Raw genomic sequence first — 15525 nt, forward strand, 5'->3', positions numbered from 1 at the left:
AGCGCACGTTATCCGACTCCAATTTTCGCAGTTTGGGTCCGCTCAGAACGACGTACCGATGCTGAAGCGGAAGAGTTCTTCTTCGTCAAACGGTTCCTTCAGGACCGGATAGGCCAAATCCACGGCCAGCGGCCCGAACGGCGACACCCAGGTCAATCCGACGCCCAGCGAGACACGCAGGGAGGAGGAATCGTTGAGATCGATATCGTCCTCAAAATCGGTCCCCGTCAAGGTCCCGAAATCGCTGAAAACACGACCGCGGATCCCGTACTCCTCCGGCAGGCCAATCGGGAAGGCGGCCTGAACGGTGCCCTCCGCCCGGAACTTGCCGCCGAGGGAGTCGTCCGTGTCCGAATCCCGGGGGCCGACACCGCCTGTGGCAAAACCGCGCAGGTTTTGGCCGCCGAGGAAGAAGGCATCCGTGACCCGGATGTCGTCGCCGATGCCGAACATATACCCAAGCTCACCGGTCGCGCCGATCGTTACTTCCTTGGTGATGGGAATGAAATATCCACCGCCCAGGGTGTTGCGAAGGTAACGCACCGTTCCGCCCAGGCCGGCGAAATCCTGGCCGACCTGCAGGTAATAGCCGTCGCGCGGATCGGTCCTGCTGTCGCGCCGGTCATAAATGACGTCGTGGCCGATGATAGAGCGGAATTCCGAGCCTTCCTCGTTCTGGATGACGTCCGACGCGTCGTCATCCACGTTCTTCACCTCATCATATGAGAAGGTGTACGCGACCGTGTGGCGGGTGTATTCACTGAGATCATATCCCATACGCACACCGGCGCCCGTGTTGTTTTCCTGGAACGAGCTTTCCCTGCGGTCAAAGCGGCGGTGGAACACGTCGAAACCGGCCGATAGTTCCTTGTCCAGGAAGTAGGGATCGGTAAAGCTGACGTCGATGGTGGATCGCCGTCCGGAAATGTTGAACTGGGCGCGGAGGTCATATCCCTTGCCGAGCAGGTTGCGCTCGCGTACGCCGACGTTGCCCAGCGGGCCGTCCGCGGTGGAGAACCCGGCGCCGAACGACAGTTCGCCGGTCGACTTCTCCGCAACCTTGACCCTGATCACCGTCTTGTCGGGACTGTCGGATGCAACGGCTTGGATGTCGACGGATTCGAAGAAGCCGAGATTCTTCAGCCGCTGCTCGGTGCGGCGCAGCTTGGAGGTCGAGAAGGCATCACCTTCCGCAAGTCGAAATTCACGGCGGATGACCTTATCCTGCGTGCGGACGTTGCCCACAATGTCGATCCGCTCGACGTAGACCTTGGGCCCTTCCTGAATGTCGTAGGTCAGGTTCAGGACCAGATTCTCGGCATCCCGTTCGATGCGCGGCCGCACGTCCACGAACGCATAGCCGAGGCTGCCAACGCGGTCACTGATCGCCTGCACGGTCTCATCGACTAGGTCGGCGTTGTACCAGTCCCCTTCATCCGTCTCCACGAGTTCGCGCAGCGACTCGGGATCCAGGTCCTTGAGCGTCGTCTTGATGTCGACAGTGCCGAGCTTGTAGCGCTCACCCTCTTCGACCGTGAAGGTGATGAAGAAGGCCTCCTGGTCCGGAGATAGCTCCGCGACCGCCGACACCACGCGGAAGTCGGCATAGCCCTCGGACAGGTAGAACTTGCGCAGCGCTTCCTTGTCGAGCGTCAGCCGGTCGGGGTCATAGGTATCGGTAGTGCTCAGGAATCGGTAAAAGGCCGCTTCCTGCGTCACGATCTCATCCCTGAGGTCGCCGTCGCTAAAGACCTTGTTGCCGATGAAATCGATCCGGCGAACCTCGGTGACGTCGCCTTCATTGATCTCGAACACCAGATTCACGCGATTCTGGTCCAGGTTAATGATCTTCGGCTCGACCGTTGCCGCGAACCGGCCGCTCCGCCGATACAGGTCCAGAATGCGCTTCACATCTGCCTGGACCCGAGCTTGGGTGTAGACGACGCGCGGGCGCAGCTGAACCTCCGCCTGCAGCGCTTCGTCATCGATGCGCCTGTTCCCCTCGAACGCCAGCTTGTTGATGATGGGGTTCTCGGTCACGTTGACAACCAGCGCATCGCCCTCACGCCGGAAATTGACGTCGGCGAACAGTCCGGTTCCGAACAGGTTCTTCAGCGCCTGGTCGATTCGCCTGGCGTCGAACGGATCACCGGGATTGATCTGCATATAAGAGCGGACAGTCTCCGCCTCGATACGCTGATTGCCCTCGATGCGGATCTCCTGGATCGGATCGCCCGAGGAGATGGACTGCGCGCTTGCCTCAGGCAGGGCCACGGCCAGGGTGCAGAAGAGCAGCCCTGCGAACAGCGCAAGCCATCGTACAAACGCCATTTGGTAAACACCCCTTAGGTAAACAGGGCTCGTAATTTACCGATGACGTCCAGAAAAACCAAGTCATTCCAAGTCGCAAAGAGCATAAGCCCGAGCACGAAGGCGATGCCGATCCGGAATCCCCACTCTTGGATCCGCTCCCCAAGGGGTTTCCCCCGTGCCGCTTCGATTGCGTAGTAGGTCAGATGCCCGCCATCGAGCAACGGGATGGGGAAAAGATTGACGAGCCCCAGGTTGACCGAGAGCATCGCGGCGAAGGTGATCAGCTGCCAGACGCCGATCTGCGCAATCTCGCCGGACAGATAGCCGATGCGGATGACACCACCCAGCTCGTCGGCTGGCCGGACCCCTGTGATCATCTGCCAGACGCCCTTCAACATGGCGCCGCTGATCTCGAAAACACGCTTGACGCCTGCGACCACCGATTCGGCCACCCCCATATCCACGGGCTCGGCCTTGCCTGCGGCCATGATGCCCAGGCGCCCCAGACGCATCTCATTGCCCCGTGCATCCTTTTCGATGACGATGGTCGGCCGGGCCACGACCGTCTCAACGGCTCCGTCCCGATCGAACGTAACGGCGATTTCCTGGTCGAGATTGAGCTGCACGAACTCGCGGATGTCGTTGAAGTCGTCGATGGCCGTACCGTTCAACGAAAGCACCCGGTCGCCCGGCTGCAGACCGGCTTCAGCCGCAGCCGACGCCGGCTGGACGCCGCCGATGATGGGCGCAGCCACGTCCTTGCCATGGACCGCAAAGATCGTGGCGAAGACAACGGCTGCGAAGATATAGTTGGCAATCGGGCCGGCGGCGACGATCGCCATGCGCCGCCACACGCTCTTGTAGTCGAAAGCGACCTGACGGTCGGCCTCCGTCATGGCCTTGCCCGCCTCGCCCTCCAGAAGGTTGGCGCCCTGCCCGAACATCTTGACATAGCCGCCAAGCGGTATGGCGCTGAACTTCCAGCGCGTGCCGTGCGAATCGGTCCGGCCGAACAGCTCGGGGCCGAAGCCGATGGAGAAAACCTCCACACGGACACCGCACCAGCGCGCGACGATGTAGTGCCCATATTCGTGGACGAACACCAGCGCGGTGAGCAGCACCAGAAACCAGAAGCCGTATTGTGGGATCGCGGCCAGAATGTCCATTGGGCGGTGGGTCCGGAGTTCGAGGTTGTCGGAACGTCAGTCGGTCGTGTTCCTGCGGCGCGCCAAGACCGCATCAGTCGCGCGCCGCCTGGCCTCGGCGTCCAAAGCCAGAATTTGGTCCAGCCGCTCGATCTGGCCGTCCGGCAATTCGCCGAGCACTTGTTCGGCGATTGCTGCGATATCCGTGAAGCGGATCTTGCGAGCAAGGAAGGCCGCGACAGCAATCTCGTTGGCAGCGTTCAGCACGGAGCTCGCGCCACCGCCCGCCCGCAGCGCCTGGCGCGCAATTCTGAGCGCCGGGAAACGCACCTCGTCAGGTGCTTCGAACGTTAGCTGCTTTACCTTGCTGAAATCTAAACGATCGGCCGGCGCCGCGATGCGCTTTGGCCAGCCCAAGGCATAGGCGATCGGCGTGCGCATGTCCGGGCTGCCGAGCTGCGCTAATACCGATCCGTCGCGATAGGCGACCATGCTGTGAATGACAGACTGCGGATGCACCAGGATGTCGATCTGCGTATCCGGCAACCCGAATAGGTGATGCGCCTCGATCAGTTCCAGGCCCTTGTTCATCATGGTGGCGGAATCCACCGAGATCTTGGCGCCCATGCTCCAGTTCGGGTGGGCGACCGCCTGCTCGGGCGTCATCTCCGCCATCTCCGCCAATGTCTTCTGGCGAAATGGTCCACCCGACGCGGTAAGGATAATCTTCTCGACCGCCTCCGCGTTGTTCTGCTCCAGGCACTGGAAGATCGCGCTGTGTTCGGAATCGACCGGCACCATGACGGCGTTGCAGCGCGCCACTTCGCGCATCACCACCGAACCCGCGCAGACCAATGTCTCCTTGTTGGCGAGCCCGATGACCGCTCCGCGCTTGACCGCCGCCAGCGTCGGTTCGAGCCCTGCCGCCCCGACGATCGCGGACATCACCCACTCCGCCGGGCGGGCTGCCGCCTCAATCACCGCCGCGCGGCCGCTTCCGACCTCGATGCCGGTTCCCGCCAAGGCGTCCTTTACCGCGGCGTAGTGAGCCTGGTTGCCGATCGCGACGAAGCGCGGCCGCAGGGCCTTTGCCTGCTCGATCAGCAGGACTGCATTGTCCTGCGCCGTCAGCGCCTCAACCACATAGGCCGCCGGGTCGCGGGAAATGATGTCGATAGTGTTGCGGCCCACCGATCCCGTGGAACCGAGGATGGCGACACGACGCGGCGAAGGCGCGGGCCTGAGGGCCTCTCTCGTCACCATGCCAGCACGCTGCCTCCCACCCATTTGTTCATGACCACGACCACTAGAGCCACCGCCAGCAAGCCATCGACGCGGTCCAGCACGCCGCCATGGCCAGGTATGATTTGGCTGGTGTCCTTAACGCCAAAATGCCGCTTAAATGCCGACTCCACAAGGTCTCCAGCCTGTTCCACAACACCTAGCCCGGCGCTCATCAAAGTTAATATTAATACGTTGGTGTGATTTAGGATAAATCCCGTCAATAATCCTACCAGGGCGGTTCCGGCCACTGCGCCGCCCAAACCAGCCCAGGTCTTGTTAGGGCTGATTCGCGGTGCGAGCTTCGGACCGCCGACGCTCCGACCGACCAGATAGCCGCCGGTGTCGGCGGCGACCACCATGGCGATCGTCCAGAACAACATCTCTTCCCCGAACCGGGGGTCGGCTCGGATCGCCAGCAGAGCCAACGCCGGCAAGGTTACGTAAATGGTGCCGACCGAAAACCATGCTGCCCGGGACCGGTGGTGGGTCAGCGCGAGCAGGCCGGAGAGAGTCGCGCCGACTGCAATGATCGCCCCAGCCACAAGGCCGCCTTGGCCAAACCCGGTCGCCAGTACTGCCGCCACGGCAGTGAGGATGGAAACCAGGCCGGGCGCCAGCCAAGCCTCGGCCGCGAGGCGAGCGGCGGGGGTCGGATCGGCGGGATTGCGCCGTCGCGCGCACACCCGTGCCCATTCCCAGGCCATGATCCCTACGAAGACCGCAATCAGAAGGTCGAAATAGGGATGACCGAGCAGAATCTCGACGACCACCAGCGGCAGCAACACGGCCGCCGACAGGATGCGCTTCTGAAGGTTGGTGAGGCCGCCTGTTGGTTTAGATGGTGGGCGATCAGCCGGCTGCGCCATATCGCCGCTTCCGGCCGCCGAACTCGGCAATGGCCGTCTTCAGATCCTCGCCTGCGAAATCCGGCCACAGCTTATCCATGAAGACATATTCGGCGTAGGCGCTCTGCCACAGCAGGAAATTGCTGATCCGCTTCTCTCCGCTGGTGCGGATCACCAGGTCCGGATCCGGCATGTCGGCAGTGAACAGGTGGCGGTGGAACGACGCCTCGTCGATATCTTCGGGATCCAGCGAACCGGCGCGCACGGCCTTGGCCAGCTGCTGAGCCGCCCACACGATCTCTGCCCTGCCGCCATAGCTTAGCGCTACAGTCAGATTGAGGCGTGTATTGCCGGCGGTGCGTTCCTCCGCATCCTCGATCAACTGGATGATATCGGCGGAGAGGCGATCACGATCCCCGATCACGCGCAGGCGCACGCCGTTCTCGTCGATCTCGGCGATCTCCTTGCGCAGATACAGCCGGAGCAATCCCATGAGGTCCGTGACCTCTTCCGGCGGCCGTTTCCAGTTCTCCGACGAGAAGCCAAACACCGTCAGATAATCGATGCCGAACTCGGCCGACGCGCGCACCACGCGGCGCAACGCTTCGGCGCCTTCGCGGTGCCCAACCGTGCGTGGCAGGCCGCGTGCCCTGGCCCACCGGCCATTACCATCCATGATGATTGCGACGTGGCGTGGGATAGCGCCGCCGTCCGGCGCTTCCCCCGCAGTTCCAATCTTGACCGCCGTGGAAATCGGCTGGCTCACATCAGACCTGCATAATCTCTTTTTCTTTGGTAGCGAGCGCCTCGTCGACCTTCTTCACATGCTCGTCGGTCAGCTTCTGCACCTGGTCGTGCAGGTCGCGATGCTCGTCCTCCGAAATCTTCCCGTCTTTTTCCTGCTTCTTCAGGAATTCCATGCCGTCGCGCCGGACATTGCGCACCGCGACGCGGGCCTGCTCCGCATATTTATGCGCGATCTTCGTCAGCTCCGTGCGCCGCTCCTGGCTCAGCTCCGGGATCGGCACGCGCACGAGCTGGCCGTCGCTGGCGGGATTGAGGCCGAGACCGCCATCGCGGATCGCCTTTTCGACGGCGCCGACGAGCGATCGGTCCCACACGTTGACGGTAATCATGCGCGGCTCTGGCACGTTGACCGTGCCGACCTGGTTGAGCGGCATCGGGCTGCCATAGGCCTGGACCACGACCTGGTCGAGCAAATGCGCAGACGCGCGCCCGGTCCTGAGGCCTCCGAACTCCTTGCGCAGCGCCTCCAGCGCGCCGTCCATGCGGCGGCTGAATTCGTTCAATCTGGCGTCAGTCATGATGCTTCACCCTGACAATACCCCTGTTGATCTGGCTCATTCCTATGCGTTGACGGCGCGGGGCGGCGCGTCGGCGATGATCGTATGTTTGCCTTCGCCCAGCATCACCCGCGCGAAGTTCCCCGGCTTGTGGATAGAGAAGACGATGACCGGAATCTTGTTCTCACGCGCCAGGGAAATTGCCGCCGCATCCATGACCTTAAGGTCGCGCGACAACACATCATGGTGCGTCATGTGCGTGAAATGCGTCGCCTCCGGATGCAGCTTCGGATCTGCGCTGTAAACACCGTCGACCTTCGTGCCCTTCAGCAGTGCTTCACAACCCATTTCGGACGCCCGCAGAGCGGCCGCGGTATCTGTGGTGAAGAACGGGTTGCCGGTGCCCGCGGCGAAGATCACCACCCGACGCTTTTCCAGATGCCGGATGGCGCGCCGGCGGATGTAGGGCTCGCAGATCGACTGCATGCTGATGGCGGATTGGACGCGGGTATCGACTCCGATCTGCTCCAGGGAGTTCTGCATGGCGAGCGCATTCATGACGGTCGCCAGCATGCCCACGTAGTCGGCGGAGGCGCGCTGCATGCCCTGCGACGCGCCCGCCAGCCCGCGGAAGATGTTCCCGCCGCCGATGACGAGGCAGCATTCCACGCCCAGGGCGTGGACCTGCTTCACCTCTTCAGCGACTCGGTTGATGGTGGCGGGATCGAGGCCGAACTCACGCTGCCCCATCAGGGCCTCGCCGGAGATCTTCAGCAAGACCCGCTTGTAGAGCAGTTTCGTGGGTTCTTCCGTCACCATCCGTCGACCTCCCGCCCCAACAACCCGATTCGCCTCAGACACTATTGAGCCGCGTCAGCCTGCTCCTTGTCGATGCCCTCGCCCAGGGCGAAGCGCACGAAGCCAGTAATCTTGATCGGCGCGCCAAGTTCCTTGCCCGCCTTCTCGACCGCTTGCTTCACGCGAAGATCCTGATCGTGGACGTAGACCTGCTCGAGCAGCACCACTTCCTCATAATACTTGCGGAGGCGGCCTTCGACCATCTTGCCGATGATCTCCGCCGGCTTGCCCGAGGTCTTGGCCTGCTCAGCCAGGACTGAACGCTCCCGCTCCAACGCGGCGGGGTCGACCGCTTCGATGGTCAGGGCCTGCGGATTGCTGGCCGCCACGTGCATCGCGACCTGCCGGCCGAATGCCGTCAGCTTGGCTTTGTCGCCGGTCGATTCGAGTCCGACTAGCACGCCGATCTTGCCCAGACCCGGAACCACGGCATTATGCATGTAAGCGGCCACCGCACCGTTGCTGACGCCGAGCTTCGCCGTCCGGCGCAGCTGCATGTTCTCGCCGATAGTCGCCACCAATTGCGTCAGTTTTTCGGCGACGGTCAGGCTCTCGCCGGACAGCTGCATGGCTTTCAGCGCCTCGACATCCGAAGTCTTCAGGGCCAGCTTGGCCACGGCTGCCACAAAGCCCTGGAACTGCTCGTTACGGGCAACGAAATCGGTCTCGCAATTGACCTCGACTAGGGCGCCTTCATTGCCATCGGCCACAATGCCGACCAAGCCGTCCGCCGCCACGCGGCCAGCTTTCTTGGCCGCCGCTGCCAAGCCCTTCTTGCGCAACCAATCCACCGATTGCTCCAAGTCGCCGTTGTTCTCAACCAGCGCCTTCTTGCAGTCCATCATTCCGGCACCGGAGATCTCGCGCAGCTCCTTGACCAGCGCCGCAGTAATCTCGGCCATGTCCTTGTCCTTTCAGCTCTTTTATCTCAGTCGTTCAATCTCAGAGATCATGCCCTGAGGCCATATGTGCCAATGGGGCACTGTGCGTTGCCGCCCAGCACCCCATTGGGTTGAACCCAACAGCGCGCGTCAGGCGTTCGCCGCCTGGGCCGCTTCCTCCTCGCCAGCCGGGGTCGGCAGGGTCTCTCCAGGCAGTTCCTCTGCCTCGCCGATGTCCTTGCCGCGGGAGATCGCCTCCTGCTGCAGGCCGTCGAGAACGGCGCCCGCGAACAGATCGCAATACATCGCGATCGCGCGGGTGGCGTCGTCATTGCCCGGGATCGGGTAGGTGACGTTGGTCGGATCGGAGTTGCTGTCGCACACCGCCACGACTGGGATGTTCAGCACGTTGGCTTCCTGGATCGCGATCTGCTCCTTGAGCGTATCGATCACCACCAGGATGTCGGGCTGACCGCCCATATCCTTGATGCCGCCCAGCGCCCGCTCGAGCTTGTCGCGGTCGCGTGTCAGCATCAGGAGCTCTTTCTTGGTCAGTCCCTGGGTGTGGCTCTCCAGGCGGTCCTCCATCTCGCGCAGGCGCTTGATCGACTGGGAGATGGTCTTCCAGTTGGTCAGCATGCCGCCCAGCCAGCGGTGATTGACGTAATACTGACCGCAGCGCTTCGCCGCCTCGGCGATCTTGTCGGAGGCCGCCCGCTTGGTGCCGACGAACAACACGCGACCGCCTGAGGCCGCCACGTCGCGGACCGCCTTCACGGCCTGGTCGAGCATCGGAACCGTCTGTTCCAGATCGATGATGTGAATGCCATTGCGCACGCCGAAGAGGAACGGAGCCATCTTCGGATTCCAGCGGCGGGTATGGTGGCCAAAGTGCACGCCAGCTTCGAGGAGCTGGCGCATGGAGAAATGCGGCATCGCCATTGAGAACGTCCTTTTCCGGTTAAGCCTCTGCGGGTAAGTGACCGGCCCCTGATCTGCTGACCTGGCCGGCACCGGAGCGAACCGGCGGGATTTCTCCCCGCCAGCGCGCGAACCCGCATGGGGTTTCAAGCGCGGGTTAAGTAGCGGCTTAGGTGCTGATTTGCAAGGCCAAAAGCGAGTTTCTACTGCTTCGCGTGTCACCCGCGATATGAAGAAAATATCATAAATTCATATGCTTGGTGCGCATTGTAAAGTTATGTGTCCTGAACCGCCACCACACCCGGGATCGCTGTGACGGCACCCCGCACAGCGCCCGAAACGGCGTAGCGGCCCGGCAAGGTGACCGCCACCTCCCAGGATTTGTCCGGCACATCCAGGGCCAGCTCGATCTTACCCTTCCCCCTACCCGCGCTGGCGAGGACCTTTTGCAAGCTGTTCACCGCTGCCGCGTCGCGCAGGAAGATCCGCAGGCCCGCGGCAGTGTTGGCGACCGCGCGGTCCAGCGGTTCCACCGAATTGACCATCAGGCGCAGATTATCCTCCTCGGCCCGGATGTCGACGGAGAGCAGCAGCGCCCGCCCCGGCTCCAGATGCTCCCGCGCGGCCTGCAGACGGTCGGAGAAGATCGTCGCCTCATACATGCCGGACTGATCCGTCAGCTGCAGGAAGGCAAACCGATTGCCCTTGGCTGAGGTCTTCTCCTGTTTACTCAACAGCAAGCCTGCCACCTTGGCCCGGTTGCTACCGCGCGCCCGCATCCAGCTACCGAGCTCCGCATGCGAGACCACGTCCAGCCGCTTCAGGCTGGCGCCGTAAGCATCCAGCGGATGGGCGGAGAGGTAGAAGCCGATGGCGCCGAACTCGTGCTGCAGGCGCTCCATAGGCGACCAGTCGAGAGTCGTCGAGAGCATCACCTTGGCCTTGGCCGCGTCGCCGAACAGGCTGCTCTGGAAGCTGGTCCGGGCCTCCGTCACGGCCGCGGCCTGGCGCAGCATCTGCTCAACGGCCTCGAACACCTGCTTGCGGTTCGGGTGGATGGAATCGAAAGCACCCGCCAGCACCAGGTTTTCGAGCTGCCGCTTGTTCAGGCTCTTGGGGTCGATGCGCTCGCAGAAATCGGCGAGATCGCGGAACGGTCCGCCCTCCTCCCGCGCCTTGACCATCGCCTGGATCGCGCCGAGGCCGACATTCTTGACCGCAGCCAGCGCATAACGGACAGCCAGCGATCCGTCCGCCTGCCGCTCCACCGAAAAGGTCGGATAAGACTTGTTGATGTCCGGCGGCAGCAGCGCGATGTCCTGACGCGTCAGTTCCTGGCGGAAGACGTTCAGCTTGTCCGTATTGGCAAGCTCGTAGGTCATCGAGGCGGCCAGGAACTCGACCGGATAGTTCGCCTTCAGGTACGCCGTCTGGTAGGCGACCAGCGCATAGGCCGCGGCGTGGCTCTTGTTGAATCCGTAACCGGCGAACTTGTTGACTTGGTCGAAGATCTGCGCCGCCTTATCGGCATCGACGCTGCGCGCGACCGCACCGTCGACGAACGCCTTGCGCTGCGCCTCCATCTCCTCCTTGATCTTCTTGCCCATGGCGCGGCGCAGCAGGTCGGCGCCGCCCAGCGTATAGCCGGACAGGACCTGGGCGATCTGCATCACCTGCTCCTGGTAGATCATAATGCCGAAGGTCTCCTTGAGGATGCCTTCCAGCGAGGGGTGCAGGTAGTCCGGCTCTTCCTTGCCGTGCTTGCAGTTGATGTAGCGCGGGATGTTGTCCATCGGGCCGGGGCGATAGAGCGCTACCACGGCGATGATGTCCTCGAACCGGTCGGGCTTCAGCTTTTTCAGCACGTCGCGCATGCCGGAACTTTCCAACTGGAACACCCCGGTCGCATCGGCGTTGGCCAGCATGGCGTAGGTTTTGGCGTCGTCGAGCGGCAAGCGCGTGAGATCGATGGCCTCGCTCGTGCTCTTCTTGATGTGCTCGACCGCCGTCTGCAGGACGGTCAGCGTCTTCAAGCCCAGGAAGTCGAACTTGACCAGGCCGGCCTTCTCGACGTCCTTCATGTTGAACTGCGTAACGGGCATATCGGAGCGCGGATCGCGATAGAGCGGCACCAGCTCATCCAAGCGGCGGTCGCCAATCACGACGCCGGCCGCGTGGGTCGAGGCATGACGATAGAGCCCTTCGAGCTTCAAGGCCGTCTCGAGCATGCGGGCAACGGCCGCGTCCTCATCCCGCGCCTGTTGCAGCATCGGCTCGCTGTGGATCGCGTCCTTCAACATCACCGGATTGGCAGGATTGTTCGGCACCATCTTGCAGAGCCGGTCGACTTGCCCGTACGGCATCTGCAGCACGCGGCCGACGTCGCGCAGCGCCGCGCGTGCCTGCAGCTTACCGAAAGTGATGATCTGGGCGACGCGGTCCCGGCCGTAGCGCTCCTGCACGTGACGCAAGACCTCGTCACGGCGGTCCTGGCAGAAGTCGATATCGAAGTCCGGCATCGACACGCGTTCCGGATTAAGGAAGCGCTCGAACAGCAGATTGAAGCGCAGCGGGTCGAGGTCCGTGATGGTGAGCGCCCAGGCGACCACCGAGCCGGCACCAGAGCCACGGCCCGGCCCGACGGGAATCGACTCCTTCTTTGCCCACTGGATGAATTCGGACACGATCAGGAAGTAGCCCGGGAAGCCCATCTGGATGATGACGCCGAGCTCGAATTCCAGCCGGTCCAGATAGGGCTTACGCGCCTCGCCTTCGATCCCGAGCGCCTGAAACCGCAATTCCAGTCCTTCGTTCGCTTTGTCACGTAGCACGGTCGCCTCGTCCGCGCCCTCCTCGAATCCGGGCAGGATCGGCTTGCGTGTAGGCGGCATGAAGGCGCAGCGCCGCGCGACCACCAGAGTATTGTCGACCGCCTCTGGTAGATCGCGGAACAACTCACGCATCTCACGCGCAGACTTGAAGCGGTGTTCTGCCGTCACGCGGCGCCGGCCCGGCTGATCCACGTACGCGCCTTGAGCAATGCACAGCAGCGCGTCGTGCGCCGCGAACATGCCCTCGTCGCTGAAAAACACATCGTTGGTGGCGATCAGCGGCAGGTCGGTGGCGTATGCCAGCTCGACCAGCCCTTCCTCGGTCTGGTTCTCCTGCGGCAAGCCGTGCCGCTGCAGCTCCATATAGAGCCGGCCCGGGAAAATGCCCTTCAGCCGATCGAGCGACGCCCGCGCCGCGTCCGGCCGGTTCTCCAGCAGATGCCGCCCTACCTCTCCAGCCACACCGCCGGTCAAGGCCAGCAGCCCTTCGGCGTGCTCCGCCAGTCTGGCAATCGACACCTGGGGAACCAGGCCGGGCTCGGTCTCCAGGAAGGCCGCACTGCTGAGCTTCATGAGATTGCGGTAGCCGGCCTCGTTCTGCACCAGCAGGACCAGCTGGTCCGGCGTCGGGCGCTGCCCGGGACCTTCGGGCTCGTCCGGCCGTGTCACCGACATCTGGCAGCCGATGATCGGCTGGACGCCCGCATCCTTGGCGTAGGACGAGAACTCCATGGCACCGAACAGATTGCCGGTGTCGGTTACGGCCACGGCTGGCATCTGCTGGCGGCGCGCCAGCTCCACCAATTGCTTGGGCTTGATGGCGCCTTCGGACAGGGAATAGGCGGAGTGGACGCGCAGATGGACGAAATCGGCGTACGGCATGGGCACTCTGGTCGTTGATCGATGCCCAGTTTAACGACTCGCCGAGTCGAATCTTAAGGAAAAAAGGGCGCCCACCGCGTCAGGGGTAAGAACGATGGGCGCCGTCAAGGGGGAGAGGCTTACCTCGTCAGGCACACTGACGGACGCTGAAGGCCATTGCATGGCGGCAATGTGAAAATCCGGTGACGTGAAGGAAGAAAAGCCCCTCTTCCGAAGAAGAGGGGCGAGGACAGGACAGGGGGAGCGTCCGCGCCGATCGCCGGCGCGGAGCTCCTCGGGGAACGAAATCAGCTGCCGATTTCGCCGCCGCCCTTTTTCACGATGGCGAGGACGGACGGCCGCGGCGGCACACCGTCCGCGAAGTCCGGCCAGCGCGTGGTGGGTTTGTCGAAGTTCGACTCGTCCTCTTCGGCCGGGTGCTGGACCGCCACGAACAAGGTTTGTCCGTCGGGTGTGAAGACCGGGCCGCACAATTCCGCGCCGCGCGGGCAACCGAGGAAGTGCTTGGTGATGGCCCGGCCGGCACCATCCAAATCAGCCGCCCAGACACCATCATGAATGCCGAAATCGGGGAAGCCGTCGGTGGCGATCCAGATACGCCCTTTCGGATCGAAGGCGACATTGTCCGGACACGCGAACCAGCCACTCTCGCTAACCTCGCCGCCATACTTGGCACCCTGAGCCGCGTCCTTTGGATTGCCCGCCTGGATGAAGATGTTCCACGCGAACTTGGCGGCGGCATGGTCTAGCTTGCCGTCTTTGGTGGGCGGCGTCAGCTCGACGATATGGCCCCACTTGTTATCGGCCCGCGCGTTCACCGCATCGACCTGCTCCGGCTTGCGCTTGTCGTTCTTGGTAAGGACGAGATAGACCTTGCCAGTCTTCGGATCGGCTTCGATGTCTTCTGGGCGATCCATCTTGGTGGCGCCGAGCAGGTCGGCGGCCCGACGCGCTTCAATCAAGACATCGGCCTGCGACTTGAAGCCGTTGGCCTCGGTCAGCTCGCCCTGCCCATGCACCAGCGGCAGCCAGTCCACGTTGCCGTCATCGGAGAACTTCGCGACGTGCAGCACTCCGTCGTCGAGCAGCGCGGAATTTGCGACGCCCGCGGCGGGATCGAAGGTGCCGTTGCTGACGTACTTGTAGACATACTCGAAGCGTTCGTCGTCACCGGTATAGGCGACCACACGTCCATCCGCACCGACGACAGCTTGGGCCCCTTCATGCTTGAACCGGCCCAGCGCTGTGCGCTTCACGGGCGCCTGGTCGGGCTCGTATGGGTTGACCTCGACGATCCAACCGAAGCGGTTCGGTTCATTCGGCTCCTTCGTCACGTCGAAGCGATCGACGAACTTGCCCCAGGGATAGCTCGGCTCTGCCTTGATGCCGTAGCGCTTGTGGTTGGTGGCCTCGGCTGTGCCCGCTGGATCCCCGCCGAAGTACTGATGGAAGTTCTCTTCCCCGGTCAGGATGGTGCCCCAGGGGGTCCAACCGCCGGCGCAGTTGTTGATCATGCCCAGCACCTTCCTGCCGGTCGGGTCGGCCGAGGTCTTCATCCGGTCGTGGCCGGCGGCGGGCCCGCCGATCTCCATCTCGGTGTTCAGAGTGATGCGGCGGTTGTATTTGCTACCGTCGACCACCTTCCAGGCGCCAGCTTCCTTCTTCACCTCCACCACTGTGCCGCCGTGCGCCTCGAGTTCGACCGCGGTACTGTCGGCAGTTGTTCCTTCGAAAGCCGCCTTGTCGTCCGCGAAGCCGGGGAACATCAGATGCGGGATGGTGTATTCATGGTTTATGAACAGCAGGCCGTTTTCGCTGTTGTCGGATCCGGCCGGCAGCGGCATGTAGCCGATGAAGTCGCAGTTGTAGCCGAACTGCTTCGCTTGCGCTTCGGCGGTCAGCTTGCCCGGCGTGAACTCCGGAGCATCAGCCAGTACCTTGTCGCCCCAACGCAGCAGGATCTGCGCTTCGTAACCGTCGGCGACATGAAACTCGGCATCATAGGCGTGCGGGATCTCGCTGAACTTCAGGGTCGACTCACCGGCCGCCGCGTGCGCCTTCTGCAGCGGCGCGAGTGCCGTGCCGACCGCCGTCAGGGCACTGGTGGCAAGCAGACCTTTCAGCGCAGCACGGCGGCTGAAGCGGATCTCGGCGATGTCCTGGAATGTGGCGCCCGGACTCGGGTTGCTCGGGTTCAGATCATCCTCATCCTTGAGGACGCGCGGGATGCGATAGTGGCGATCTTCGGTCATTTTGGCTCT

11 protein-coding genes are annotated in these 15525 nt (G+C 63.0%); all 11 read right to left on the minus strand.

From position 1 onward, the window contains the following. Positions 1-42: 42 nt before the first annotated feature. Entirely contained in the window at positions 43-2331 is a 2289-nt protein-coding gene (gene bamA, locus DTX69_RS19270; RefSeq protein ID WP_119303183.1) for an outer membrane protein assembly factor BamA, read from the minus strand. 14 nt (positions 2332-2345) lie between these two features. Further along, positions 2346-3479: an RIP metalloprotease RseP gene (gene rseP, locus DTX69_RS19275; protein WP_119303184.1), complete on the minus strand. Its 1134-nt coding sequence runs from the start codon at positions 3477-3479 to the stop codon at positions 2346-2348. A 36-nt stretch (positions 3480-3515) separates the two neighbouring features. After that, positions 3516-4721 carry a 1-deoxy-D-xylulose-5-phosphate reductoisomerase gene (locus tag DTX69_RS19280; protein ID WP_119303185.1) on the minus strand — a complete coding sequence of 402 codons (1206 nt, stop codon included), beginning with the start codon at positions 4719-4721 and terminating at the stop codon, positions 3516-3518. Further along, on the minus strand, positions 4715-5608 hold the full coding sequence (locus tag DTX69_RS19285; RefSeq protein WP_119303186.1) for a phosphatidate cytidylyltransferase: 894 nt from the start codon (positions 5606-5608) through the stop codon (positions 4715-4717). Before DTX69_RS19285 ends, DTX69_RS19280 begins: the two co-directional genes overlap by 7 nt. Continuing rightward, entirely contained in the window at positions 5592-6263 is a 672-nt protein-coding gene (locus tag DTX69_RS19290; protein ID WP_119303277.1) for an isoprenyl transferase, read from the minus strand. The genes DTX69_RS19285 and DTX69_RS19290 overlap by 17 nt, the downstream gene beginning before the upstream one ends. Positions 6264-6354: 91 nt before the next feature. Further along, on the minus strand, positions 6355-6912 hold the full coding sequence (frr, locus tag DTX69_RS19295) for a ribosome recycling factor (RefSeq protein ID WP_119303187.1): 558 nt from the start codon (positions 6910-6912) through the stop codon (positions 6355-6357). A gap of 42 nt (positions 6913-6954) precedes the next feature. Next, complete coding sequence (gene pyrH / locus DTX69_RS19300; RefSeq protein WP_119303188.1) at positions 6955-7710, minus strand: UMP kinase; 756 nt, start codon at positions 7708-7710, stop codon at positions 6955-6957. Positions 7711-7751: 41 nt separating this feature from the next. Continuing rightward, positions 7752-8651 (minus strand): translation elongation factor Ts, encoded by a 900-nt coding sequence (gene tsf, locus DTX69_RS19305; protein ID WP_119303189.1) that lies wholly within the window; start codon positions 8649-8651, stop codon positions 7752-7754. A 129-nt stretch (positions 8652-8780) separates the two neighbouring features. Continuing rightward, positions 8781-9572: a 30S ribosomal protein S2 gene (gene rpsB / locus DTX69_RS19310; protein WP_119303190.1), complete on the minus strand. Its 792-nt coding sequence runs from the start codon at positions 9570-9572 to the stop codon at positions 8781-8783. A gap of 254 nt (positions 9573-9826) precedes the next feature. Beyond that, positions 9827-13264: a DNA polymerase III subunit alpha gene (gene dnaE / locus DTX69_RS19315; protein WP_119303191.1), complete on the minus strand. Its 3438-nt coding sequence runs from the start codon at positions 13262-13264 to the stop codon at positions 9827-9829. Between the two features lie 287 nt (positions 13265-13551). After that, positions 13552-15516 carry a PhoX family protein gene (locus DTX69_RS19320; protein ID WP_119303192.1) on the minus strand — a complete coding sequence of 655 codons (1965 nt, stop codon included), beginning with the start codon at positions 15514-15516 and terminating at the stop codon, positions 13552-13554. Positions 15517-15525 lie beyond the last annotated feature (9 nt).

Origin of the sequence: Dongia deserti, from assembly GCF_003574735.1 — a bacterium.
GTDB lineage: Bacteria > Pseudomonadota > Alphaproteobacteria > Dongiales > Dongiaceae > Dongia_A > Dongia_A deserti.